Origin of the sequence: Streptomyces sp. NBC_00727 (assembly GCF_045161745.1) — a bacterium.
Taxonomy (GTDB): domain Bacteria; phylum Actinomycetota; class Actinomycetes; order Streptomycetales; family Streptomycetaceae; genus Streptomyces.
Genome location: NZ_CP108981.1, coordinates 288,434 through 313,781 on the forward strand (window position 1 = coordinate 288,434; position 25,348 = coordinate 313,781).

Below are 25,348 nucleotides of genomic sequence, written 5' to 3' on the forward strand. Positions count from 1 at the left end.
ACACCCTCGCGCTGTTGTCAGGTAGGAAAGCGCAACCCCGCCCGGCAGCCCTAGGTACTCCCCAGGGTGCCGAAGGGCCGCCGGCCGGGGTGGCGCACGCAACTTGTCGGCGCACGAAGGGATCTGGTTCGCCCATGTACACAGCATCGTCCTCCGTGTCCGCCCCGCCCCGGCCGCTGCGTCCGCTCCAGGCGGGCGGCGGACCGTACCTCGACCCGCGCGCCACCGTCCCGGCCCCCGGCATGGGCCGGCCCCGGCGGCCGGCAGGGCCCGGGGCCCCCTCCCTCAGTGGGCGGCTGGACCTGTCGGGCCCGCAGGGCGCCCAGCTGAGGATGGTGATCGCGTCCGTGCACCGGATCTGCCCGGAGTTCAATCCGGTGCAGGTACTGCGGCGCAGCGGGCGTTCCGTGCTGCTCGTCGGTTCCACGGGGCGTGCGACGGCGGTCGCGAAGTGTTTACTGGACCACTCCCCCGCGTGGTCGGAGCGGTTCCGGCACGAAATAGCGGCATACCGGGCGTTCGTCCGGCACCGTCCGCCGGTCCGGGTACCCCGGCTCATCGCCGCCGATCCGGAGAACTGCACGCTGGTCATCGAGCGGATGCCCGGCCGGGTCGCCGCCCTGACGAGGCATCCGTCCGAGGCCCCGCCCCGTGCGGACCTGCGTGCTGTGCTCGGGGCGGTCGCCCGGGTGAACGCCTGGCGTCCGCCGGCGGGCCTGTTCGAGGCGCCGCTGGACTACGCGGCGAGGATCTCCCGCTACCACGAGCTGGGTCTCTTCACCGACCGGGATCTGGGCGACCTGCAGAAGCTGCTGCACGGTCTGGCCCACGCGGGCGGGCGGCAGAGCATGGGCCAGTTCTGCCACGGGGACGCGCTGCTGTCCAACATCCTGCTGTCACCCACCGGGCCGGTGCTGGTGGACTGGGAGCACGCGGGCTGGTATCTGCCGGGGTACGACCTGGCGACGCTGTGGACCGTGCTGGGTGACGCCCCGGTGGCGCGGCGCGAGATCAGCAAGCTGGCGCAGGTCGCCGGACCGGCCGCGCGGGACGCGTTCCTGGTGAACCTGATGCTCGTCCTCACGCGGGAGATCCGCAGGTACGAGACGGCCGTGCAGCGGGCCATGCGGGACGCCGGGCCCGCCCGTACCGGGCAGGACCGCCCGGGTGCGCTCGCCCCCGGCGAGGAGCAGCGGCTGCTGCTGCGCCGGCTGCACGACGACTGCGCGATGGCCCGGAACGCCGTGCGGGCGGCGGTCGGCACGCGCTGACCGGCTGTTCCACGGGGCGCGCCGCGGGACCGGTGCCGACACACCGGTCCCGCGGCGCGCTGTTGTGCGTACCCGCTCCCCCGGATCAGCGGGCGCGCACGATGTCCACGTCGGATGCCTTGACGAAGGCGACGCGGTGGCCGATCTGGACGGTCACGTACTTCTCCTCGCCCTTGAAGTACGCGTGGTCCAGGGGGTAGGAGGCGTCGATTGTCGGCGCGTAGAAGAAGCCGGTGGGCGCCTCGCCGCCGCCGGGGTAGGACTGGCCGGCCTTGATCGTGTACTGGAGGGGTGTGCCGACCCGCTGGTCCGCGAAGTCCGCCGGGTATTCGGACTTCTCCGGGTACGCCACCCCGTACACCGGGACCTCGGTCCTGCCCGCCTTCGGGCGGACGACGTAGCCGGAGGTGGGGACGGTGGTCCGGGTGTGGGCGGGTGTGCGGAACCACGCCTTCTCTCCGTACCACCAGATCGCCGTCCAGCCGGGGGCGCGGCCGGCCACGACGGCCTGCTGGGTGGCGCTGATCTTGCTGCCCCAGTCGGCGGCGCAGTTGGTGCCGGGCGAGCCGTCGGTGTGGATGCCGGGGTCGGAGAAGAGGGGCGCGTCGTCGGAGGGCGCGGTGTGCAGCGGGACGGCGCTGGAGCCCTGGACGGGAAGGTCGACGTTCTTCTCGCAGTCGCGGAACGCCTGCTTGTTGTCCTTGAACCTGGGGCTGACCGTGACCAGTCGGCTGCCCGGGAGGGCGGTCGGCACGGTGGGCTTGCCGAGGAGCGCCATGAAGCGGTTCCAGTCCCAGTAGGTGCCCGGGTCCCAGTGCATGTTCTTGGTGCCGGCGGCGCTGGTGGGCGGGACGCCGTCGTGGCCGATGATGTGCTGGCGGTCGAGCGGGATGTCGTACTTGGCGGCGAGGTAGCGCACCAGGGCGGCGGTCGAGCGGTACATCTCGGGGGTGTACCACTTGGCGCCGTCGACGGCGACGCCTTCCTGCTCGATGCCGATGGAGTGGCTGTTGACGTACCAGTTGCCCGCCTGCCAGGCGACGTCCTTGTTCTTGACCATCTGCGTGACGTGCCCGTCGGCGGACCGTACGACGTAGTGGGCCGAGGTCTGCTTCAGCGGGTTCTGGAAGATCTTCAGCGTGGTGTCGAAGTCCTCCTCGGTGTCGTGCAGCACGATGAAGCGGATCTTGTTGGTGTGCGGCCGGTCGGCGGTGTCGTAGTTGCCGTACGTCTCCTTGTCCGCCGGGTCGCCGGTCTGCTGGTAGGCCGCCGGGACCCAGTCGCAGGCGAGACCGCGCGGGCACTCGGGCCGGACCCCGTCGGCCCCCGCCTGGGCGGCCGGGCTGAGCAGCGCGAGGCTCAGCGCTCCGGCGGTGGTGAAGGCGAGTGCGAGTCTGGTCCTCTGCTTGGACGTCATGACAACCCTTCGTAGAGCCGGGTGGAGCCGTTGCGGAAGTGCGCGCACACTCTGTGACCTGAGGTGAAGGGGCGTCAAGAGTGCTGGGAAGGCTGCGCGTTGAGCCACTGGACCAGACCACTGACAGGGGGTGTGACCTGCGAAGGGCGGGGGGCGGCGGGGCTCTGGCGATGACGCGTTACCAGGGTTTTACGCGCGTGGACCGGCCCGGTGTCCCTCGAACGGGCGCTCTGCGGTGTGACTAATCGCGGAGGTGCGTGCCCCGAACGGACCAAGGGTAGTGCTCGCGCCGACAGGACCGTTGCGCGTGGCATTCACGCGGTGGCTCTCGGAAAGGCCGGACGCACATGGCTCAGCCGTTCACCCTGCCGGATTTCTATGTTCCGTATCCGGCGCGTCTCAACCCTCATGTGGAGGAGGCCCGGCAGCACACGAAGACATGGGCGCGGGCCTTGGGGATGCTGGAGGGGTCCGGTATCTGGGAGGAGAAGGACCTCGACGCCCACGACTACGCGCTGCTGTGCGCGTACACCCATCCCGACTGCTCGGCCGAGGCGCTGTCGCTCGTCACCGACTGGTACGTGTGGGTCTTCTTCTTCGACGACCACTTTTTGGAGCTCTTCAAACGGACCCCGGACCGGGAGGGCGGCAAGCGGTATCTGGACCGGCTGCCGGCGTTCATGCCGATGGAGCGGGGTGCGCCGGTGCCCGAGCCGGAGAACCCGGTGGAGGCGGGTCTCGCGGATCTGTGGGCGCGTACGGTGCCCGCGATGTCGGACGCGTGGCGGGTGCGGTTCGCGGAGTCGACGAGGAACCTCCTCAACGAGTCGCTGTGGGAGCTCGCCAACATCAACGAGGGCCGCATCGCGAACCCCGTCGAGTACATCGAGATGCGCCGCAAGGTGGGCGGGGCCCCGTGGTCGGCGGGTCTGGTGGAGTACGCGGCCGGGGCCGAGGTGCCGGAGGCGGTGGCCGGTGAACGGGCGCTGCGGGTGCTGCGCGACGCGTTCTCGGACGGGGTCCATCTGCGCAACGACCTCTTCTCGTACCAGCGCGAGGTGGAGGACGAGGGCGAGAACAGCAACGGCGTGCTGGTCCTGGAGCGCTTCCTCGACTGCTCGACGCAGGAGGCGGCCGAGGCGGTGAACGACCTGCTGACCTCCAGGCTCCAGCAGTTCGAGAACACCGCGCTGACCGAGGTGGGCCCGCTCTGCGCGGCCAAGGGGCTGGACGCTGCGCAGACGGCCGCGGTCGGGGCGTATGTGAAGGGGTTGCAGGACTGGCAGTCCGGCGGCCACGAGTGGCACATGCGCTCCAGCCGCTACATGAACGACGGCGGCGCCGGCGAGGCCGAGCCCGGCTTCGGGATGTCCGCCGCGTCGATCCGGTTCACCCGGCGCTCCGAGTCGGCCCGGCTGCGCAGTCACAGCCATACGCTCTTCCAGCACGTGGGCCCGTCGCTGCTGCCCGACTTCGACCTGCCGTTCGGCACGACGCTCAGCCCGCACCTGGAGGGCGCCCGGGAGCGGCTGGTGGTCTGGGCCGGCCGGATGGGCATCCTGGGGCCGCAGCCGGGGGTGCCTGGTTCGCACATCTGGGACGAGGAGCGGCTGCGGGCGATCGACCTGCCGCTGTGCGCCGCCGGCATCCACCCGGACGCGGCACCGGACGGGCTCGACCTGTCCTCGGGGTGGCTGGCCTGGGGGACGTACGGCGACGACTGGTTCCCGGTGGTGCACGGCCGGTCCCGCGATCTGACCGGTGCCCGGCTGGCCAACGAGCGCCTGTCGCTGTTCATGCCGCTGGACGGGAGCCCGGCCCCGGAGCCGGTCAACGCGCTGGAACGCGGCCTCGGCGACCTCTGGGAGCGTACGGCGGGGCCGATGGACGACGCCGGGCGGCGCGCCTTCCGCAAGTCCGTCGAGGACATGACGGCGAGCTGGCTCTGGGAGCTGGCGAACCAGGCGCAGCACCGGATCCCGGACCCGGTGGACTACGTCGAGATGCGGCGCATGACGTTCGGCTCGGACCTGACGATGAGCCTGTGCCGGATCGGGCACGGCAGGAAGGTGCCGCAGGAGATCTACGAGAGCGGCCCGCTGCGCTCCCTGGAGAACGCGGCCGCCGACTACGCGGCGCTGCTGAACGACCTGTTCTCGTACCAGAAGGAGATCGAGTACGAGGGTGAGGTGCACAACGGTGTCCTGGTGGTGCAGAACTTCTTCGGGGTGGACTACCCGACGGGGATGGCGATCCTGTACGACCTGATGAAGTCGCGGCTGCGGCAGTTCCTCCATGTCGCCGAGAACGAACTGCCGGTGCTGTACGAGGACTTCGGGCTGGACGCCGAGGCACGGGAGACGCTGGCGGGCTATGTGCAGGAGCTGAAGCACTGGCTGGCCGGGATCCTGATCTGGCACCGGGGCTGCCGGCGCTACCGCGAGGAGGATCTGCGGCGGGGCACCGGCGCCCCGTGGCACCTGCACGGTCCCACGGGGTTCGGCACTTCGGCGGCGCAGGTGGCGGCGCTGTTCGGCCGGCTCTCGGCGGTGAACGTGTAGCGGCGGCCGGTGTTGCGGTGCACCACGGTCACCTGGCTGCCGCGCCCGGTGACCGTGGTGCGCGCTCAGCCCTGCTGGAAGAGTTCGGCCGGCAGCGGCTTCAGGAGGGTGTACAGGTCGTCGGTGATGGGCCGGTCCCAGCTGGCGATGGTGACGAGGACACCGTCGCTGCGGTCGAACTGCACGCAGGAGATACGGCTCTCGGAGAGCTTCACCCGGCGCACGATCAGCAGGTTGTCGCCCTGCATGACGGGCATGTCCTCGGTGGCGGTGACCTCCACCGGCTCGTCGTTCTCCAGCGCGAGCAGCAGCTGGGCCACCTCGAACGGGACCTGCCCCTCCTCGGTCTCGCGCGCGGGCGAGCCCTCCGGGAGGTTGCCGATGATCATCGCGGGGCCGCGCCCGCCGAACAGGTCGTACCGCAGGAACACACCCTGGCAACTGCCGTCGGGGGCCGGCAGCAGACCGGCGCCGAGGTTTCCGGGCCAGTCACCGGGGTCCATGGCCAGGACGTCGAAGTCGGGGCCCGCGGGTGTGGCGGCGCTACGGCGGCGGAGGAAGGACATGCACACATGTTACGTGTCCTGGCTCACCTCGCCGAGCCGGGCCCTGACCGGCATATGCGCAGGCACACGGCACACTCACGCACCCCGCATACCTCCGCAAACCGCACACCTTCACGCGGCGCGCGACTCCCCCGCCAGCCGCTCCAGCACGGCGACGGCCTCACCGGTGCGCTCGTACGGCACGAAGAGGTGGTCGTGGTGGAACCCCGCCACCACGTTGCAGCTGATCCCCGCGTCGGTCAGGGCGAGCGAAACCGCGGCGGTCAGCCCCACCGCCTCCAGCGCCGAGTGGACCCGCAGGGTGATCCAGCCCGCCACATAGGTGTACGGCAGCCCGGCCGCGGCGGCCTCCGCCTCCGGGAGCACCAGCGTGAGTCCCTCGGTCTCGCGGACGGTGACGACGGGGGTGACGGCGTCGGGGAGGGCACCGTCGGGCGCGGTGGCGTAGACGTAGCGGCCCGGGTGCGGCTCGGGGCGCAGGTTGCTCAGCAGGACTCGAAGATCGCTCTCGGCTGTCACACCACCACGCTACCCACGGGTGCCGTGGGGGCGCGGACGTGAGCCATTCGGGCACGTCCCGTGCCCAACCGCTCACCGTACGTGGCGACGGAGGGGGATCGCCCATAGCTTCGGCTCATGAGGAAACGACACATCACACGATTCGTTGGCATCGCAGCCGCATCGGCCGCCGGACTGGCCGCGGCGGTGCCGTCCGTACCGGCCGCCGCAGCCGGCGCACACGTGGTGTCGCCCGGGCAGTCCATCCAGGCGGCGGTGGACGCCGCACGGCCCGGCGACACCATCGTGATCCGGCCCGGGACGTACCGCGAGAGCGTGCGGATCAGCACGCCCGGACTGACCCTGCGCGGCTCCGGGGACCGCACCGTCATCATGCCCGCCGCCGGCCGGGCCGCGTCCGGCGACGACTGCGCCGGTGCGGGCAATGGGATCTGTGTCCTCGGGACGGCGGACCGCACCGTGGACGGGGTCACCGTCAGGTCCCTGCGCGTCACCGGGTTCACCCGCAGCGGCCTCTGGGCCTCCTGGACCGACCGGCTGACCGTGCGCTCGGTGACCGCCGACGCCAACGCGGTCTGGGGCATCGCCCAGCAGCGCTCCACCCGCTCCGACATCCGGGACAGCACCGCCCGCTCCAACGGTGACGCGGGCATCTTCGTCGCCAACAGCGTCGACGAGGAGGGCGGCGCCACCGACACCGGCGGCACCCGGGTCCGCCGCAACACGCTGACCGACAACCGCATCGGCTTCACGGCGCGCCGGGTGCGCAACCTGTCGGTGCGCGACAACACCTTCACCGCCAACTGCAGCGGAGTGTTCGTCGTGGGCGACGAGGGCACCCCGCAGGCCGGCGCCATGTCCGTGCGCTCCAACCGGATCACCGGCAACAACAAGTTCTGCGCCGCCACCGACCGGCTGCCCGCGATCCAGGGTTCCGGAATCGTCCTGACCGGCGCCGCGTCCACCGAGGTGCGGTCCAACGAGATCCGCGACAACGTGGGTTCGACCCCGCTGTCGGGCGGCGTCGTGCTGTTCAAGAGCTTCGTGGGCGCGAAGAACACCGACAACACCGTCAGCGGCAACGTGGTCCTCGGCAACCAGCCCGCGGACCTGGCGAACCGGGACACCGGCACGGGCAACCGGTTCACCGGCAATGTCTGCACGACCTCCGCACCGGCCGGGATGTGCTGACCGGTGACCCCCCGTACGAGGAGAAGCGAGACGGCATGACCACCGTGAGCACGACCCCCGGCACCACTCCCGTCCAGCCCCTTCCCACCCCGCAGCCGGCGATGCGGCTGCGCGAGATCGTGTTCGGCGCGGCCCGCTCCGCCGCCGTGCGCGCGGCCGCCCGGCTGGGCGTCGCCGACGCGCTGGGCGAGACGCCCGAGACCGCCGAGCGGCTGGCGGCGGCGGTGAAGACCGAAGCCGGTCCGCTGCGGCGGCTGCTGCGGGCGCTGGCCTGCTACGGCGTCTTCACGGAGAACGCCGACGGCACCTTCGCGCACACCGACATGTCCCGGCTGCTGCGGGAGGACGACCCGAACAGCCTGCGGGCGATCTCGCTGTGGTGCACGGAGCCCTGGACCTGGGAGGTCTGGCCCCGGCTCGAGGACGCGGTGCGCTCCGGCGGGAACGTCTTCGAGGACGTGTTCGGCAAGGAGTTCTTCGACTACCTCCACCAGGACGCCCACGAGTCGGCGCAGGTGTTCAACGCGGCGATGACCACCTCGAGCGTGCAGTCGGCGCTGGATGTCGCCGCCCTGCTCGACCTCACCGGGGTCTCGGTCGTCGCCGACATCGGAGGCGGCCAGGGACATGTGCTGGCGAGCCTGCTGGAGAGGCATCCGTCGGTCCGGGGCACCCTGATGGACCTGCCGGGGGTGATCGCCCGGGCCGACGAGCGGCTGCGCGAGGGCGGTGCGCTGGCCGAGCGGGCGGGCATCGTGTCAGGGGACTGCCGTGAGGGCATCCCGGTCGCCGCCGACCTCTACATCATCAAGAACATCCTGGAGTGGGACGACGACAGCACCCGCCGGGCGCTGCGCTCCGTCGTCGCGGCGGCCCGCCCGGGCGCCCGGGTCGTCGTCATCGAGAACCTGGTCGACGACACCCCGTCGATGCGGTTCACGACCGCCATGGACCTGCTGCTGCTCCTGAACGTGGGCGGGGCCAAGCACACCCGGCAGAGCCTGGTGGACCGGCTGACCGAGGCGGGGCTGCGGATCGACGCGGTCCGGCCGGTCAACCCGTATCTGCACGCGTTCGAGTGCGTGGTGCCCGGCTGATCCCGGGTCCGTACGGGGACCGCCCCGGTTCCGGCTCTGCGGCCGGGACCGGGGCGGTCCTCGTCGTGCGGGCGCTCACGCCGTGGCGTCGCGCTCCCAGCGGTAGAACTCCTGGGCCATCGCGTCCTTCGGCCCGCGCCAGGTCTCGGGGTCGTAGGGGCTGACGAAGGCGGTGAGCCGTTCGCTGATGGCCCGGAACTCCGGGTGCTCGGTCACCTTGGCGATCTCCGGGCCCGGCGGGCGCTCGGACTCGATCATGTGCAGGTAGACGTCGCCGAACTGGAAGAGCTTGCGGCGGGTGACGCCGACCAGGTGCGGCAGTTCGCTGTGGTCGGACGCGGCGAACAGTTCCGCGATGTCCGGGGCCGATCCCGCAGCCATCCGGGCGACGATCAGAGCGTGGTGCATCGGTGGTGCCTTTCTGCTGCCCCGGGCCGGGTCCCGGCCGGGTGGCCGGGTGCGCCGGCCTGCGACGACGGGTCAGTTGGCCGGGACGGCGGCGGAGCGGCGCTCACGGTCGCGCTGCTCGATCCTGTCCCGGATCAGCTCCATCTGGACCTTGGAGTTCCGGTTGATGTTGTCGGTCATCCAGGCGTCGTCGACCGGTGCGTCGGGGCGCATCGCGAAGTCCTGCTGCCAGTGCATCCGGGTGCCGCCGGGCACCTCGGAGTACTGCCACCTGATGTCCATGTGCTGGAACGGCCCGGGCTCGACGCGGCGGGCGCGGACGGTGCGGCCCTGGCGGTCGGTGGTGCGCTCGGAGACCCAGCTCCACACCTTGCCGTTCTCGTCGGGGTGCATGGTCAGGCGGAAGGTGGTGCGCTCGCCGTCCCGTTCCAGGACGTCGACGGCCGCGTACTCGCTGAAGAGCTGCGGCCAGTTCTCCAGGTCGTTCGTCATCTCCCAGACGAGGTCCATGGGGGCGGCGATGACGATCTCGTTCTCGGTGTGTCCGGACACGTCAGGCTCCTGTCATGAGGCTGTTGTTGACGAGGTCGAGGAACTCGCGGGGCGTCTTGCACCGGTCCGCGTCGGCCGGCAGCGGCTGCCCGTGCCGGTTCTCCAGTACGCCGACGATGCCGAGCAGGCCGAGCGAGTCGAGGCCGAACTCGTCGAAGGCGGTGTCGGAGCGGTTCTCCATCTCGCGCGGGTCGACGGAGAGTCCGGCGCCCTTCTTCATCAGGGCGGCGAGCTCTTCGTACGTCAGTCGTTCGGTCATGAGGGGCTTCTCCTTCTCACGAGGGGTGGACGGGCTCACGCGGTGCGCCGCAGCACCAGGGCCGCGTTCGAGCCCATGAGGCCGCGGCTGAGCACGAGCGCGGTGCGCAGCTCGGCGGGGCGGGCCCGCTCGGTGACGACGTCGAGGTCGTGGCAGATCTCGAAGACGTTGGGCGTGGGCGGCACGAGGCCGTTCTCCATGGACAGGACGGCGGCGGCCGCGTCCAGGACCGGGCCCCCGCAGTAGGCGCGGCCGATTCCGGTCTTGGGAGCGGTCACGGGGACGCGCCGGCTGTGCGGGCCGAGCGCGTCGGCCAGCGCCAGCGCCTCGGCCCGGTCGGCGGCCGGTGAGCCGAGCGCGTCCGCGAAGACGACGTCGACCTCCTCCGGGGCGCAGCCGGCTTCCCGCAGCGCGCCCTCGATCGCGTGGGCGAGGCCCTCGCGGGACTCCTCCCAGTGCGCGGCGGTGGTGAAGGTGGCGGCATGGCCCGCGATCTCGGCCCGGACCCGGGCACCGCGCTCGCGGGCCGACTCCTCCTCCTCGACCACGAACATCGCGCCGCCCTCGGCGGGTACGAATCCGCAGGCGTCCGAGGTGAACGGGCGGTAGGCGCGCGTCGGTTCCTCAGCTGCGCTCAGGTCGCGGTAGCCGAGCTGGCAGACCACGGAGTAGGGCGCGAGCGGGGCCTCCGCGGCGCCGACCACGACCGCGTCGGTGCCGCGCCGCACGGAGCGGTCGGCGTGCGCGATCGCGTCGAGGCCGCCCGCCTCGTCGCTGGCCACCACCGCGCACGGCCCTTTGAAGCCGCCGCGGATCGAGATCTGGCCGGTGCTCGCCGCGTAGAACCAGGCGATCGACTGGTAGGGGCCGACGTACGTGGAGCCCTGGCCCCACAGCCGTTGCAGCTCGCGCTGGCCGAACTCGCCGCCGCCGGAGCCCGCCGCGGTGACCACGCCCACGTTGAACGGCCGGTCCTCGTAGTCGGCGCGGCCGAGCCGGGCGTCGTCCAGGGCCATGTCGGCCGCGGCCATCGCGAAGTGCGTGAACCGGTCGGTCTGGACGAGGTAGCGCTCCTCGATGAGCGCGACCGGGTCGAAGCCGCGGACCTCGCCGGCGATGTGCAGCGGCAGGTCCTCGCACCCTTCGCGGGTGACCCGGTCCAGGACGCTCATGCCCTCCTGGGTCCGCTTCCAGAAGGCTTCGGTGCTCGTGCCGTTGGGCGCGACGACGCCGATGCCGGTGACGACGGTGCGCCGGGCCTTTCGGGTGCTCATCATGTCCTCCCACGGGTCAGGGCCACCGCGGACTGGAAGCCTCCGAAGCCGCTGCCGACCGACAGGACGCTGCGCAGCTTCAGGGGGCGGGCGGTGCGCGGCACGTAGTCGAGGTCGCACTCGGGGTCCGGGGTCTCGTAGTTCGCTGTCGGCGGGACCGTCTGGTTGACCAGGGCCAGGACGCAGGCGGCGATCTCTATCGCCCCGATGGCGCCGAGGGAGTGGCCCACCATCGACTTGATGGAGCTCATCGGCACCTTGTGGGCGTGCGCGCCGAGCGCCCGCTTCACCGCGGCGGTCTCGTGCCGGTCGTTCTGCTTGGTGCCCGAGCCGTGCGCGTTGACGTAGTCGATGTCCTGCGGGGAGATCCGGCCGTGGCCGAGCGCCCGTTCGATGGCCTCGGCCATCTCCAGACCCTCGGGGGTGAGCCCGGTCATGTGGTACGCGTTGCCGAAGGTCGCGTAGCCCGCGATCTCGCAGTACACCGTCGCCCCGCGGGCCCGGGCGTGCTCCAGCTCCTCCAGGACGAGTACGGCGCCGCCCTCGCCCATGACGAAGCCGTCGCGGCGCGCGTCGAAGGGCCGGGAGGCGTGCTCCGGGTCGTCGTTGTTGGGGGAGGTCGCCTTGATCGCGTCGAAGCAGGCGACGGTGATCGGAGTGATCGGCGAGTCGGACGCGCCCGCGACGCAGACGTCGACCCGGCCCTCCTCGATGGAGTGGAAGGCGTAGCCGATGGCGTCCAGCCCCGAGGTGCAGCCGGTGGAGACGGTCTGCACGGGGCCGTGGGCGCCGACCTGCTCGGCGACGGCCGAGGCCAGCGAGCTGGGCGAGAAGGCGCGCTCCAGGTGGGAGCCGGCCCGGCGGTGGTCGACGTCCCAGCGCGCGCCGCTCTCGCTGACGGCGACGTAGTCGTGCTCCAGCCGGGTGGTTCCGCCGACCGCGGTGCCGAGGGAGACGCCCATCCGCCAGGGGTCGATGCGCTCGGCGTCCAGACCGGCGTCGGCGAGCGCCTCGCGGGCGGCGACCATCGCGAACTGGACGTACCGGTCCGCGCGAGCGGTGTCCTCGTCGTCCAGTCCGTGGGCCGCCGGGTCGAAGTCGCACTCGGCGGCGATCCGGGAGCGGAAGCCCGCCGGGTCGAAGAGGGTGATGCCCCGGGTCGCGGTGCGGCCGTTGGAGAGGAGGTCCCAGAAGGCCCGGGCGCCGATGCCGCCCGGGGCCACGACGCCGACTCCGGTGACCGCCACGCGCCGGGTCATGAGGCGGCCTCGGTTCGTTCTGGCGGCGCGCCCCGCTCGGCGGTCTCGGTCACCTCGGTGTCGACGTGGCCGAGTTCGGGACGGGGGGCGAGCGGGCCGAGGTGGAAGACCATGCGGGCCTCGGTGTCGCCCACGTTGCGGAAGCGGTGGCGCACGTGCGGAGGGATCAGCAGGCCCTGGTCGGGGCGCATCTTGTGCGTCTCCCCGTCGAGGTCGACCTCCAGGAGCCCCTGCACGACGTACACGAACTCCTCCGAGTACGGGTGGTAGTGCTCGCCGATGCGGTCGCCGGGCTCGACGATGGCCAGGCCCATGAAACCGCTGGTGGCGCCCACCGCGGTCGGGGTGAGCAGGGCGCGCAGATCGCCTCCGCGCCTGCGGTTGGGCTGGGTCTCACTGAGGTCCACGATGCGTGGCCGGTGGGTGGTCATCTCTGCTTTTCCTCCTGGGCGCAGGGCGCGTTGTGGTGTCGGGTCGGGCGAGGGCCCCGGGTGCCGGAGCGCGGTTCAGGAATCGGTGGCGCGCCGGTCGGTGATGAGCCGCATCTCGGACCGGGCGAGGAAGCGTGCGGCGTCCTGGTCGGTGGCGGGCACGGCGTTGGCCTCGCCGTCCAGGAGACGTGCCAGGCGGGCCGCCTTGCCGGGGCCGTGGATGCCGAGCGCCTGGGCGGGCTGGGCGTCGAGCGGGCCGCTCGCCTCCAGGAGGCGGACGACGACGTCGTCGCGCTGGAAGATGGTGCTGCTGTCGATGGGGCTGCCGGTGTCGTCGGCGGCCTCCTCGTCGTGTCCGGCCAGGAGGCGGGCCAGGGCCATGCCGCAGCCCTCCTTGGCCTGGTAGACCACGGCGTGCCGCTTCAGGCTGCCGGGGTCGAGGCGGCCGGCCGAGACGTGGTGCACGGTCGGCAGGGCGGCGCGGGTGAAGAACATCCGGGCGGAGTCGGGGTCGGAGAGGTCCCGGTCCTGTTCGAGGTAGGGGTTGATGGCCTCCTCGACGGCGCGGATCTCGGGCTGGCGGGAGACGTGGCGCAGCGCGGCCATGAGATCGCCCTCGACCTCGACGGCGCGCACGACCCGGTTGCCGTGCATGAAGAGCGAGGTGCGGCGCAGCCGGGTGTGGTCGTCGACGCGGGAGCGGGGCGACTCGTAGTCGGCGAGGAGCTTGGCCACGATGTCCTCGGTGCCGGGCTTCACCGTGAAGGTGAGCGCGTGGCGTACGACGCCGTCGCCGAGGCGCGGGGAGGTCTGGAGGCTGCCCCTGACCGGGTCGGGGACGGTCTCGAAGCCCTTGCCGGTCTCGCGCAGGACGCTGAAGCGCAGCGACCGGGTGTCGCGTACGCAGCTGTGCAGGGGCTGCACGGTCGCGACGTGTTCCTCGCTGTTCACCCAGGCGAGGAAGGGCGGGGCGCTCTCCCACTCGCTGGTGATCAGCCACTGCGAGGGGTTCTCGATGGACTGGCACAGCTGGTCGCTGATGTGGCCGGGGGTGGAGGCGACCTGGTTGCGCATGTGCTCGTACGCCTCCAGGAACTGCTTCTGGGCGCCGTCGTGCAGGTCCAGCAGCAGCACGACGCGCAGCCGGGATCCGTCGAAGGCGGACTGTGAGATCCGTTCCGAGAGGGTGGTGGTCATCTGGTGAACTCCTTCGACGGTGGCGAGGCAGGAATGCCGGCAGACCCGGCCGTCTCCGTGACCGATCGTGAAACGCTGGTCCGCCCGACGCGAGATTTATGCACCGTTCAGGTGAGCGGCCGCCCGAAGCGCTCCGACCCGGCCGCCGCCCGGGCATGGACAGTGCATCTGTACGGCGTCGGAGCTGGAGCAACTGATGAACGAGAACGTCGACCTCCATGTACCGGTCCTCATCGTGGGCGGCTCGCTGGTGGGCCTGTCCGCGTCCCTTTTCCTCGGTCGGCTCGGCGTCGAGCACCTGCTGGTCGAGAAGCACGCGGCCACCTCGACGCATCCGCGCGGCCGCGGCAACAACGTCCGCACGATGGAGGTGTTCCGCCGTGCGGGTGTCGAGCAGGAGATCCGGGCTGCGGCTTCGGTGCTGGCGGAGAACCACGGCATCCTCCAGGCCGGCTCGCTGACCGGCGAGGACCAGGAGTGGCTGTTCAAGGAGATCGACCCGGGCGGGGCGCTCGCGCGGTTCAGCCCGACGGGCTGGTGCCTGTGCAGCCAGAACGACCTGGAGCCGGTCCTGCTGGAGCGGGCCCGGGAGCAGGGCGGTGATCTGCGGTTCTCCACGGAGATGATGTCGTTCGACCCGGACGCCTCGGGTGTCACGGCAACGTTGAAGAACCGGGAGACCGGTGAGCACACGACGGTGCGGGCGGACTACCTGATCGCGGCGGACGGGCCGCGCAGCCCGGTCCGCGAGCAGCTGGCCATCGGCCGTTCGGGTGCGGGCGACCTGTTCCACAACGTGAGCGTCACCTTCAGGTCGCGCGGGCTGGCCGAGGTGCTGGGCGAGCGGCGATTCATCGTGTGCTACCTGACGAACCCGGAGGCGGAGGGCGCTCTGCTGCCGGTGGACAACGAGCGGGAGTGGGTGTTCCACGCCCCGTGGCAGCCGGACCGCGGCGAGACGCTGGAGGACTTCACGGACGAGCGGTGCGCCCGCCACATCCGTGACGCCGTCGGCGCGCCGGACATCGACGTGGAGATCACGGGCAAGGCGCCGTGGCACGCGGCGGAGCGGGTGGCCGACCGGTACTCACGCGGCCGGGTGTTCCTGGCCGGTGACTCGGCGCACGAGATGTCGCCCACCGGTGCGTTCGGCTCCAACACCGGCATCCAGGACGCGCACAACCTGGCGTGGAAGCTGGCGGCGGTGCTGCGGGGGGAGGCGGGCCGTGGACTGCTGGAGACGTACGGGCAGGAGCGGCTGCCGGTGGCCCGGGCGACCAGTGAGCGCGCGTCGGCGCGGTCCGAGGAGCACAGCCACCCCGGATACGCTCCCCCGCCCTCGGTGGGCGGCGGGAAGCGGGGCGGGATGCTGAACGTGGCGCTGGGGTACCGCTACACGGCGGGCGCGGTGCTGGGAGTGGCCCCGGACGCGCCGGTGGTCCCGGAGGGGATGCGGCTGACGGGTGAACCGGGCAGCAGGGCGCCCCACCTGTGGGTGCGCCGGGCCGGGGAGCGGATCTCCACCCTGGACCTGTACGAGCGGTCGTTCGTGCTGCTCGCGGACGGCGCGGACACGGTGTGGCGGCCGGCTGCGGCCCGGGCCGCCGACCGGCTCGGGGTGCGGCTCGACGCGTTCGGCATCGGCGCGGGCGGCGAGCTGGAGCCGGAGGACGGGGCGGACTGGGCCGAGGCGCACGGGACGCGCCGGGACGGTGCGGTCCTGGTGCGCCCCGACGGCTTCGTCGCCTGGCGCGCGGAGTCGGCCGCCGAGGAGGCCGAGGCGACGCTGCACGACGTCCTGGCGGCGCTGTTGCAGCGGAACTGACGCGGCCTCAGGAGACGGATCACAAACCGAACGACCGGAGGGCGGTCAGGAATTCCTCCGGTCGTTCGGTGTGTACGAGATGACCCGCGTCGATGGTGACGAGTTCGGCGCCGGGAACGCGGCCGGCCATCCAGGCCAGGTCCTCCTGCGCGATCCGGCTGCCCGGGCCGCCGCCGATGACGAGGGTGGGTACGCCGATCTCACCGAGGAGTTCGCGGCCCGCCGGGTCCGGGGCGTTGAGCTGGGCGTCGATGGAAGGCACGACCGGCCAGTCGAAGTCCAGCTCTCCGCCGGGGTGTTCGGGGACCGGGCGGGGCGGGTCGAGGGGGAACGGCGGCGGCGCCTCCTCGATGACGAGGCGGCCGATCAGTCCGGGGTGACGCCCGGCGAGCAGGTAGGCCGCGGCGCCGCCCATGGAGTGCCCGACGACGGTGGCGCCGGCGAGGTTGCGGGCCTCCAGGAAGCCGTGCAGGTCGTCGCGGAACAGCTCGAGGGAGTAGCGGCCGGGCCAGTCGCTGAGCCCGTGGCCCCGGAAGTCGAAGGCGTACACCCGGTGTGCATCGGCGAGGCTGGCGGCGATGTGGGCCCAGTCGCCGCTGTTGCCGCACCGGCCGTGGGCCAGGACGACCGGCGGCGCGGCCGGGTCGCCCCAGACCCGGTAGGCGAGCCGTATCCCGCCGGCCCGGACGCTGTGCACCTCCGGGTCGAGGAACGCCTCGACCGTACGGGCGAAGGCGCCCGCGTCGTCGATCCACGGGAAGTGCGCGGCGCCTCGCTGCACGGCGAACTCCGCGTGCGGGAAGAGTGCGGCCAGCTCGGCGGCCCGGTCGGGCGTCAGGATGGTGTCGTACTCGCCGGCCAGCACGAGGACCGGTGCCTCCAGCGTGCGCAGGGCGGGGACCGTCGTGGCCGGGTCGAAGGCGCCTTCCCCGGCGTACCGGGAGGCGGCCTCGGCATTGATCTGCGCGGGCGATCCGGCGGCGTGCTCCTGCGCGGCGGCGTCCCAGCGCCCGTAGAGGAACGGCCTTGTCGTGGCACGGAGTTCGCCGGTCATCCGGCCGGCCCAGATCTCCTCCAGGGCGGCGAGCGCGTCCTCGTACCACGGTTCCGACGCGCGCAGGGCGGCCGCCTCGCGGGACTCGCGCACCGACGCGGGGAGGCCGGCGGCCTGCGTGGTGGGGGTGACGAGGACCAGGTTGCGCAGCCGGTCCGGATACCGGGCGGCGTAGAGGGCGGCGAGGTCGCCGGCCGCGGAGTGGGCGAGGAGATCGACGCGTTCCAGGCCGAGGTGGGCGCGCAGGGCCTCGACGTCATCGGCCTGCCGGTCGCAGCGGTAGGTGGCCGGGTCGTCGGGGACGGCGGAGTCGCCGGTGCCGCGCAGATCGAGGAGGACCAGCTGCCGGTGGGCGGACAGTCCGCCGAGGGTGCCGAGGTAGGCGCTCGCCCGCATGGCACCGCCCGGCAGGCAGATCAGCGGTGTCCCCTCCCCCACGAGGTGATAGGCGAGCTCGGTTCCGTCGAACGTATGGAAGGTCGGCATGACCCCATCCAAACAGGGCCGTCCGGGTGACGCAGCCGTGTTCGGTACGGGCGTATCCGGGTCGGAGAGCGATGTGCGTCACGCCCTTGCCAGGCGGTGCAAGATCCTGAATTACTGCTCCGGAAGGAGTCGACCGAATGATCGGTCGTCCGCACGGCGCGTACGGAGCGAGGGAGGCCCGCATGACGGCTCTGCTGGATGCGGCGGAACGGATGAGCCGCGACGAGCTGGAGGCACTCCAGCTGGAACGGCTGCGGGCCACGCTGCACCACGCCTACGCGAATGTGCCTCACTACCGGGCCGCATTCGACGGCGCGGGGCTGCGCCCCGAGGACTGCCGTTCCCTCGCCGATCTGGCCCGGTTCCCCTTCACCACGAAGGCGGATCTGCGGGACAACTACCCGTTCGGGATGTTCGCGGTGCCGGAGGAGGAGGTCCGCCGCATCCACGCCTCCAGCGGGACGACGGGCCGGCCGACCGTCGTCGGCTACACGGAGAAGGACCTGGAGACATGGGCCGATGTGGTGGCCCGCTCCATCCGCGCGGCGGGCGGCCGGCCGGGACAGAAGATCCATGTGGCGTACGGATACGGGCTTTTCACCGGCGGTCTCGGTGCGCATTACGGGGCGGAGCGGCTCGGCTGTACGGTGATCCCCGCGTCGGGCGGCATGACGGCCCGCCAGGTCCGGCTGATCCAGGACTTCCGGCCCGAGATCATCATGGTGACGCCCTCGTACATGCTCACCATCCTCGACGAGTTCGAGCGGCAGGGTGTCGATCCTCGGACCACCTCGCTGAGGGCGGGGATCTTCGGGGCCGAGCCGTGGACGCAGGAGATGCGGCGCGAGATCGAGGAGCGGTTCGCGATCGACGCGGTCGACATCTACGGCCTGTCCGAGGTGATGGGCCCGGGTGTGGCGCAGGAGTGCGTGGAGACGAAGGACGGGCTGCACATCTGGGAGGACCACTTCTATCCGGAGGTGGTCGACCCGTTCACCGGTGAGGTGCTGCCCGACGGGGAGCAGGGCGAGCTGGTGTTCACCTCGCTGACCAAGGAGGCCATGCCGGTCGTCCGGTACCGGACGCGGGACCTCACCCGGCTGCTGCCCGGCACGGCCCGCGTCTTCCGGCGCATGGAGAAGGTCACCGGGCGCAGCGACGACCTGGTCATCCTGCGCGGGGTGAACCTCTTCCCGACGCAGATCGAGGAGATCGTGCTCCGTACGCCGGGGGTGTCACCGCACTTCCAGCTGCGGCTGACCCGCGAGGGCCGGCTCGACGTGCTGACGGTGCGGGCGGAGGCCCGGCCCGGGGCCACGCCGGAGCAGCGGGCGGCGGCCGCCGCGTCTGTCGCGGCGGCGGTCAAGGACGGTATCGGGGTGTCGGTCGGCGTCGAGATCCTGGACCCGGAGACGCTGGAGCGTTCGGTGGGGAAGTTCCGGCGGATCGTGGACGAGCGCGCCTAGGCCCTCGGCGGACAGGCCCCAATTCCCCTGCTGTCCAATGGGGTTGCTGTGGCAGGATGAGCCGGAACGACCGAGGGACAGGGGAGCACACCATGACGGCAGGCCCGGCCGGCGCACCGGTCGACACCAGCAGGCCGCATCCGGCGCGCGTCTACGACTATCTGCTGGGCGGCAAGGACCACTATCCCGTCGACCAGGCACTCGGCGAGCAGATGCCGGAGCTGGCGAAGGTGGGGGTCGCGCAGAACCGGGCGTTCATGCACCGGGCGGCCGGCTGGGCGGCGCGGGCGGGCATCGGCCAGTTCCTCGACATCGGGACCGGCATCCCGACCCGGCCGAACCTCCACCAGATCGTCCAGGAGGTCGACCCGGCGGCCCGGATCGTCTACACGGACAACGATCCGATCGTCCTGCGGCACGCGGAGGCGCTGCTCGTCAGCACCCCCGAGGGCGCCACCGATTACCTGGAAGCCGATGTGCGCGACCCGGAGAAGATCCTCGCCCACGCCCGTACGGTGCTGGACTTCGAGCGGCCCGTGGCGCTCTCGATGATCGCCCTGATGCACTTCCTGGCCGAGGAGGACGATCCGTACGGCATCACCCGCACCCTGGTGGACGCGCTGCCCGCGGGCAGCTGCCTGGCGCTCTCCCACTTCACTGTGGACTTCCTCGTCGTCGACCAGGAGGCGCTCGCACGCTACCGGTCGAGCGGCATCACGCTGCAGCCCCGCGACCGTGCGGAGGTGGCCCGCTTCTTCGACGGGCTCGACATGGTCGACCCGGGTCTGGTGCCCGCGCAGCAGTGGTACCACGGCACGCCCGCGCCGGAGCCCCAGGACGCCACCGACACCATCTACACGGGGGTCGGGCGCGTCCGGTGAGACGCGGCCGGGCGGCCGTCAGGCGAGGCGGTCGCGCAGCTCGCGCTTGAGGATCTTGCCGCTGGCGTTGCGCGGGAGGGCGTCCATGAACACCACCCGCTTGGGCGCCTTGAAGTGGGCGAGCCGTTCGCGGGTGTGTGCGATCAGCTCCTCCTCGCCGGCCTCGCCCTTCAGGACGACGACGGCGGTGACCGCCTCGATCCAGCGCTCGTCGGGCAGCCCGACGACGGCCGTCTCGGCGACCGCGGGGTGGGTGTAGAGGGCGTCCTCGACCTGCCGGGAGGCGACGAGGACCCCGCCGGAGTTGATCACGTCCTTGACCCGGTCGACGACCGTGAAGTAGCCCTCCGCGTCCCGGACGGCCAGGTCGCCGGAGTGGAACCAGCCGTCCCGGAACGCCTCCGCGCTCTCCTCCGGCTTGTCCCAGTAGCCGCCGCACAGCTGGGGCGAGCGGTAGACCACCTCGCCGGCGGTGCCGTCGGGGACGTCCTTGCCGCTCTCGTCGACCACCTTCGCCTCGACGAAGAGGACGGGTCTGCCGCAGGAGTCCATCCGGCCCTCGTGCTCGTCCGGTCCGAGCACGGTGGCCAGCGGGCCGATCTCGCTCTGCCCGAAGCAGTTGTAGAAGGCCAGTCCGGGCAGCCGGTCGCGGAGGCGTTCCAGGACGGGGACGGGCATGATCGACGCGCCGTAGTACGCCTTGCGCAGTCCGCCGAGGTCGCGGGTGGCGAACTCGGGGTGGTTGGCGAGGCCGATCCAGACGGTGGGCGGGGCGAAGAGGCTGTCCGCCCGCCCCGACTCGACCAGGTCGAAGATCCGGGCCGCGTCCGGCGCGTCGAGCACCGTGTTCTCGGCGCCCACTGCGAGGTAGGGCAGCAGGAACACGTGCATCTGCGCCGAGTGGTAGAGCGGCAGCGCGTGGACGGGCCGGTCGCCGGCGCGCAGGTCGAGCGCGGTGATGGCGCTGACGTACTCGTGGACGAGGGCGCCGTTCGTCATCATCGCGCCCTTGGGCAGCGCGGTGGTCCCGGAGGTGTACAGCAGCTGGACCAGGTCGTCGGCGGCCGGTTCGCGTGCGGGGGCGAAGGGGCGCGGCGTGCCCAGCTCGGCCAGGAGTGAGCCCTCGTCGTCGCGCAGCGCCCGTACGGCGAAGCCCTCGGGGAGACGGTCCGCGAGGGCCGGGTCGGTGAGGACCAGGGAGCTGCCGGACTGCCGCAGGACGTACGCCAGGTCGTCGCCGGTGAGGTTCTGGTTGACGGGCACATGGACGAGCCCGGCGCGGGCGCAGGCGAGGAAGGCGATGAGGTACGCGTCGGAGTTGTGCGCGTAGGCGGCGACCCGGTCCCCCGGGTGCAGCGCGTGGCCCTCGGTGAGCACGGCGGCCGCGGTGGTGACCGCCTCGTCGAGCTCACGGTAGGTCCAGGCCCGGCCGGCGTACCGCAGGGCGGTGCGTTCGGGGGTGCGCCGTGCGCTGCGGGTCACGACGCCGTCGACTGTGCTGCTGCGTACACCGGTCATGGCGTGATCCTGTGCGGCCGGGGCCCTGCGGTCAAGGGCCTGACGTGGCATCAGATTCTTTCCGGCTCCCACCCCTTCGGAGCGGCGGAACCTGACAGTACTCTCTGCTCGGCAGGAAGTTTCACACTCGGAAGATATTTCGAAAGTTACTTTCAGGCAGCGAGAAGGGGTTGTGCATGACGAAGGACACGGCGGCCGGGGACATCAGCCGGCGGAGGCTCGGTGGTGGGATGCTGGCCCTGGGCGGGGCACTCGCCCTGGCGCCCATCCCGTTCGCGGGCACGGCGTCTGCCACGGAGTCGGGGACGGAGTCGCCGGGGATGCACGCGGGCCGGGGCTCGAAGCCGACGCTGCGGCACGGTTCGGCCTCCCGCGCCGGGCTGTCGCAGGGGCCGCTCGACCAGCTGGTCACCGAGGCGGAACGCTACCTGGCCGCATCGCCGAAACACCCGTGGTACGCGGGCGCGGTGCTGCTCGCGGGCCGGGGCGGGACGGTGGCACTGCACCGTCCGATCGGCAAGGCCGTGCGCTACTCGGCGTACGACGAGACCACCGACACCGGTGTGGAGTTCCCCGCGGACCAGCAGATCGCGATGGCCGAGGACACGGTCTTCGACCTGGCGTCGGTCTCCAAGCTGTTCACCTCGATCCTGGCCGTGCAGCAGATCGAACGCGGCACGCTGGAGCTGGAGGCGACGGTCGCCTCCTACCTCCCGGAGTTCGCGGGCGGTGGCAAGCAGGACATCACGATCCGTCAGCTGCTCACGCACACGTCGGGGTTCACCGCGTGGATCCCGCTCTACAGCGCGCCCACCCGGGAAGGGAAGCTGGAGCTGCTGTGGGAGGAGGTGCCGGCCAACCCGCCGGGCACGGTCTACCTCTACTCCGACCTCAACCTGATCTCGCTCCAGCTGGTCCTGGAGAAGCTGACCGGCCGCACCCTGGACGTCCTGCTGCGCGAGCGGATCACCGCTCCCCTCGGGATGCACCGCACCCGGTACAACCCGCCGGCCTCCTGGAAGCCGAAGATCGCCGCGACCGAGGACGCCCGGCTCCCCTGGTCCGGTCTCGACCGCGGCCTGGTCTGGGGCGAGGTGCACGACGAGAACGCGTACAGCCTGGACGGCGTCGCCGGGCACGCCGGGGTGTTCTCCTGCGCCTGGGACCTCGCCGTCCTCGCGCGCACCCTGCTCAACGGCGGGGTCTACGGCCGGGCCCGCATCCTCTCGGAGGGCTCGGTCGACCTGCTGTTCACCGACTTCAACACGGCGTTCCCCGGGGACGAGCACGGTCTGGGCTTCGAGCTCTACCAGCACTGGTACATGGGCGCCATGGCCACGCCCCGGACGGCGGGGCACACCGGCTTCACCGGGACCAGTCTGGTGCTGGACCCGACCACGGACTCGTTCCTGATCGTGCTGGGCAACTCGGTGCACCCGGTGCGCTCCTGGCGGTCCGGCAGCGCGCCGCGTGTCGCCACCGCCAACCAGATGGCGCGGGCGGTCGCGGTGCGCCCGGCCCGGGGGCGTACGGCCTGGTTCTCCGGCATGGCGAGCGCCGCCACGGCCACCCTGGCACTGCCGCCGCTGCCGCTCGCCTCGTCGCGCGCCCGGCTGAGCTGTGCGCTGTGGTGGGACACCGAACCGGCCTCCGACTTCCTGCACCTGGAGGCGTCGACGGACGCCGGCGCCACCTGGCAGCCGGTCCCGTTCACCACCACCCCGGCGGAGGGACGCCGCCCCGAGACCGAGTCGCACCCGGACGGCTCGCTCTCCGGCTGGTCGGGCCGGGTCTGGCACCGCCTCGAAGCCGCTCTCACCGGCGGGCGCGGCACCGAGGTCCGCCTCAGGTGGCGCTACACCACGGACCAGCTGTACGTGGGCCGGGGGGTGTACGTGGACGCGATCAAGGTCGAGGACGGCAGGCGTACGGTCTTCGACGAGAACCGGCCCTCGGACGCCCGCCGCATCGAGGCCGACGGCTGGGCCGCGTCGGCCGGCTGACGGCTCACCACGACCGCGGGGCGGGCGGGCCCGGCCGTCCGCCCCGCTGCCGGAGCGCGGCCACCTCGCGGTAGAGGTCGGCCGCCTCGCGGGTGCGGCCGAGCTGTTCGAGGCAGTGCGCCTCGTCGTCGCGGCCGGCGAGGCTGTCGGGGTGGGCGGCGCCCAGCAGCCGGGTCCGGGCGTCGGCGACCTGCCGGTAGACGGTGAGCGCGTCGGTCCAGCGGCCCAGCCAGCCGAGGGCGACGGCGACCTCGCGGCGGCTGACGAGGGTGTCGGGGTGGTCCGGGCCGAGGACGCCTTCCCGGGCGGCGCACACCGCCTGCGCCTCCGCCAGGGCCTCGTCCCAGCGGGCGAGCCGGCCGAGGTTGACGCCCAGTCCGTGGCGGGCGCGCAGGGTCTCCGGGTCGTGGGGGCCGTTGACCCGGGTGCGGTCGGCGACGAGCGCGCGGTACAGCTCCAGCGCGTCGACGCTGTGACCGAGGCGCCCCAGGCTGATCCCGATCTCGTAGCGGGTGGCGAGGGTGTCGGGGTGGTCCGGCCCCAGCAGCCCGGTCCGTGCCCCGGCGACCTGCCGGTACGTGTGCAGCGCCTCGGTCCACCGGCCGAGCCGCCCCAGCGCGTAGCCGACCTCGTAGAGCGTGACCAGGGTGTCGGGGTGGTCGGCCCCCAGGACCCGGGCGCGGGCCGCGGCCACGTCGCGGGCCATGCGGTACGAGTCCTCCAGGCGTCCCAGTCTGCTGAGGCTGAAGGCCAGGTTGTGGCGGCAGCGCAGGGTGTCGGGGTGATCGGGGCCCGTCGCGCGCTCCTGCGACACGAGCACGGCGGCGTGGAGCTCGTGGGCCTCGGTGTGCCGGCCGAGACGGCCGAGCGCGTACGCCACCTGCTGCCGCGCGGCGAGGGTCTCGCGGTGGTCGGAGCCGAGGGTGTGGGCGCGGTCCTCGGCGAGGCGGCCGAACTCGCGCAGTGCGCTCTCCGCGCGGCCCCTGCGGCCGGGGCCGGCGCCCACGGCCTGACTGCCGGTGACAGGGGCGGGGCCCGGTCCGGCGCCGGTGGTCCAGCTGAGGGTCAGGCCCGCCGAGTGGTCGGGCGGCGCCAAGGGGGCCACCGCGCCCGTCGCCTTGTGGCCGCCGGTCATCGTGTGCGCCCAGGCGGGCAGCGGCCGGGTGGTGGGCCGGCCGGGCAGGGCGACGGGGGCGGGCGGGGCGAGCGGCACCTGGCCGGTCGGCTCGATGAAGGGATGCTCGCCGGTGCGGCCGACGGCGATGCGGCGGCGCAGGTCGTGGGCGTCGGCCGGGCGCTCCTCCGGGGTCTTGGCGAGCAGGTCCAGGACCACCCGGTCGAAGAACCCGGGCAGTTCGGCGCGGTGGGAGCGTGGCGGCTCGGGCGGGGTGTCGCGGTGGCCGACGAGAATGCCCCAGGAGTCCTCAAGGTCGAAGGGCGGGGCGCCTGTGGCGATCTCGTACAGCACGCAGCCCAGCGAGTAGAGGTCGCTGCGGTGGTCGACCTGGCCGCCGCTGATCTGCTCCGGCGACATGTAGTGCGGGGTGCCCATGGCGACGCCGACGCCGGTGAGCCGGGAGGTGACGGGGATGCCGTGGCCGGGCCTGGCGATGCCGAAGTCGCAGATCTTCACCGTCCCGTCGGACAGCCGCATGATGTTGGCGGGCTTGAGGTCGCGGTGGACGATGCCCTGCTGGTGGGTGTAGCCGAGCGCGTCGGCGACCTGTTCGGCGATGTCCACGATGTCGTCGACCGGCAGCGGGTGCTGCTCGTTGTCCTCCAGGAGCTGGCTGAGGTTGCGGCCGTCGAGCAGCTCCATCACGAGGTAGAGCACGCCCTCGTACTCGCCGAAGTCGTGGACGACGGTGACGCCCCGGTGCTGGAGGGCGGCGGCGACCCGGGCCTCGCGGCGGAAGCGTTCGCGGACGATGCGGGTGTGGTCCTCGTCGTGCTGGGCGCTCATGGGCTTGAGGCACTTGACGGCGACCTGGCGGCCCAGCGCCTCGTCGCGGGCGCGCCAGACCTCGCCCATGCCGCCGCGCCCGATCAGGTCGAGCAGCCGGTACCGGCTCTGGATCAGCCTGGTTTCCGCCATCCCTCTTGCCGCCCCCGT

Annotated in this window: 21 protein-coding genes; 8 read left to right on the plus strand and 13 right to left on the minus strand. The window is 72.3% G+C overall.

Features of this window, described 5'->3' with window-relative positions; genetic code table 11:
• Positions 1–134: 134 nt before the first annotated feature.
• Complete coding sequence (locus OG242_RS01345) at positions 135–1,271, plus strand: aminoglycoside phosphotransferase family protein (RefSeq protein ID WP_405896355.1); 1,137 nt, start codon at positions 135–137, stop codon at positions 1,269–1,271.
• Positions 1,272–1,356: 85 nt separating this feature from the next.
• On the opposite strand, the gene OG242_RS01350 is transcribed toward OG242_RS01345, so the two are convergent.
• Positions 1,357–2,688 carry an N-acetylmuramoyl-L-alanine amidase gene (locus tag OG242_RS01350; RefSeq protein ID WP_405896356.1) on the minus strand — a complete coding sequence of 444 codons (1,332 nt, stop codon included), beginning with the start codon at positions 2,686–2,688 and terminating at the stop codon, positions 1,357–1,359.
• Between the two features lie 347 nt (positions 2,689–3,035).
• On the opposite strand from OG242_RS01350, the gene OG242_RS01355 reads away from it, so the two are divergent.
• Positions 3,036–5,249, plus strand: a complete 2,214-nt coding sequence (locus OG242_RS01355; protein WP_405896357.1) for a germacradienol/geosmin synthase — start codon at positions 3,036–3,038, stop codon at positions 5,247–5,249.
• A 65-nt stretch (positions 5,250–5,314) separates the two neighbouring features.
• Here the strand turns inward: OG242_RS01355 and OG242_RS01360 are convergent, their stop codons facing one another.
• The gene (locus OG242_RS01360; protein WP_018524499.1) at positions 5,315–5,815 is read right to left on the minus strand and encodes a hypothetical protein; all 501 of its coding nucleotides are present in this window, start codon (positions 5,813–5,815) and stop codon (positions 5,315–5,317) included.
• Between the two features lie 111 nt (positions 5,816–5,926).
• Entirely contained in the window at positions 5,927–6,334 is a 408-nt protein-coding gene (locus OG242_RS01365; RefSeq protein WP_405896358.1) for an ACT domain-containing protein, read from the minus strand.
• A 117-nt stretch (positions 6,335–6,451) separates the two neighbouring features.
• Between OG242_RS01365 and OG242_RS01370 the strand changes: the two genes are divergently transcribed.
• A complete protein-coding gene (locus OG242_RS01370) occupies positions 6,452–7,525 on the plus strand; it encodes a nitrous oxide reductase family maturation protein NosD (RefSeq protein WP_405896359.1) in 1,074 nt (357 codons plus the stop codon).
• A gap of 35 nt (positions 7,526–7,560) precedes the next feature.
• Positions 7,561–8,622 (plus strand): methyltransferase, encoded by a 1,062-nt coding sequence (locus OG242_RS01375; RefSeq protein ID WP_405896360.1) that lies wholly within the window; start codon positions 7,561–7,563, stop codon positions 8,620–8,622.
• 75 nt (positions 8,623–8,697) lie between these two features.
• Here OG242_RS01375 and OG242_RS01380 read toward each other — a convergent pair whose 3' ends face one another.
• From OG242_RS01380 to OG242_RS01410, 7 genes are all read right to left on the minus strand, one after another.
• Positions 8,698–9,030, minus strand: coding sequence for a TcmI family type II polyketide cyclase (locus tag OG242_RS01380; protein ID WP_405896361.1), 333 nt, complete (start codon positions 9,028–9,030; stop codon positions 8,698–8,700).
• 72 nt (positions 9,031–9,102) lie between these two features.
• Positions 9,103–9,582 (minus strand): SRPBCC family protein, encoded by a 480-nt coding sequence (locus tag OG242_RS01385; protein ID WP_405896362.1) that lies wholly within the window; start codon positions 9,580–9,582, stop codon positions 9,103–9,105.
• 1 nt (position 9,583) lies between these two features.
• Entirely contained in the window at positions 9,584–9,841 is a 258-nt protein-coding gene (locus OG242_RS01390) for an acyl carrier protein (RefSeq protein WP_018524505.1), read from the minus strand.
• Between the two features lie 35 nt (positions 9,842–9,876).
• Positions 9,877–11,115, minus strand: a complete 1,239-nt coding sequence (locus OG242_RS01395) for a beta-ketoacyl synthase N-terminal-like domain-containing protein (protein ID WP_405896363.1) — start codon at positions 11,113–11,115, stop codon at positions 9,877–9,879.
• A complete protein-coding gene (locus OG242_RS01400; RefSeq protein WP_405896364.1) occupies positions 11,115–12,374 on the minus strand; it encodes a beta-ketoacyl-[acyl-carrier-protein] synthase family protein in 1,260 nt (419 codons plus the stop codon). Before OG242_RS01400 ends, OG242_RS01395 begins: the two co-directional genes overlap by 1 nt.
• Complete coding sequence (locus tag OG242_RS01405; RefSeq protein ID WP_405896365.1) at positions 12,371–12,805, minus strand: cupin domain-containing protein; 435 nt, start codon at positions 12,803–12,805, stop codon at positions 12,371–12,373. Before OG242_RS01405 ends, OG242_RS01400 begins: the two co-directional genes overlap by 4 nt.
• 75 nt (positions 12,806–12,880) lie before the next feature.
• Positions 12,881–14,002, minus strand: a complete 1,122-nt coding sequence (locus OG242_RS01410) for a SchA/CurD-like domain-containing protein (RefSeq protein ID WP_405896366.1) — start codon at positions 14,000–14,002, stop codon at positions 12,881–12,883.
• A gap of 196 nt (positions 14,003–14,198) precedes the next feature.
• Here OG242_RS01410 and OG242_RS01415 point away from each other — a divergent pair, with 196 nt between their 5' ends.
• Positions 14,199–15,827, plus strand: a complete 1,629-nt coding sequence (locus tag OG242_RS01415) for an FAD-dependent oxidoreductase (RefSeq protein WP_405896367.1) — start codon at positions 14,199–14,201, stop codon at positions 15,825–15,827.
• A 19-nt stretch (positions 15,828–15,846) separates the two neighbouring features.
• Here the strand turns inward: OG242_RS01415 and OG242_RS01420 are convergent, their stop codons facing one another.
• Positions 15,847–17,367: an alpha/beta fold hydrolase gene (locus OG242_RS01420; RefSeq protein ID WP_405896368.1), complete on the minus strand. Its 1,521-nt coding sequence runs from the start codon at positions 17,365–17,367 to the stop codon at positions 15,847–15,849.
• Positions 17,368–17,549: 182 nt separating this feature from the next.
• On the opposite strand from OG242_RS01420, the gene paaK reads away from it, so the two are divergent.
• On the plus strand, positions 17,550–18,833 hold the full coding sequence (gene paaK / locus OG242_RS01425; protein ID WP_405896369.1) for a phenylacetate--CoA ligase PaaK: 1,284 nt from the start codon (positions 17,550–17,552) through the stop codon (positions 18,831–18,833).
• A gap of 92 nt (positions 18,834–18,925) precedes the next feature.
• Complete coding sequence (locus OG242_RS01430; RefSeq protein ID WP_405896370.1) at positions 18,926–19,714, plus strand: SAM-dependent methyltransferase; 789 nt, start codon at positions 18,926–18,928, stop codon at positions 19,712–19,714.
• Between the two features lie 18 nt (positions 19,715–19,732).
• Here OG242_RS01430 and OG242_RS01435 read toward each other — a convergent pair whose 3' ends face one another.
• The gene (locus OG242_RS01435) at positions 19,733–21,232 is read right to left on the minus strand and encodes an acyl-CoA synthetase (protein WP_405896371.1); all 1,500 of its coding nucleotides are present in this window, start codon (positions 21,230–21,232) and stop codon (positions 19,733–19,735) included.
• Between the two features lie 176 nt (positions 21,233–21,408).
• Here OG242_RS01435 and OG242_RS01440 point away from each other — a divergent pair, with 176 nt between their 5' ends.
• Positions 21,409–23,235 (plus strand): serine hydrolase, encoded by a 1,827-nt coding sequence (locus OG242_RS01440; RefSeq protein ID WP_405896372.1) that lies wholly within the window; start codon positions 21,409–21,411, stop codon positions 23,233–23,235.
• A 4-nt stretch (positions 23,236–23,239) separates the two neighbouring features.
• Here the strand turns inward: OG242_RS01440 and OG242_RS01445 are convergent, their stop codons facing one another.
• A complete protein-coding gene (locus OG242_RS01445) occupies positions 23,240–25,330 on the minus strand; it encodes a protein kinase domain-containing protein (RefSeq protein WP_405896373.1) in 2,091 nt (696 codons plus the stop codon).
• Positions 25,331–25,348: the final 18 nt, after the last annotated feature.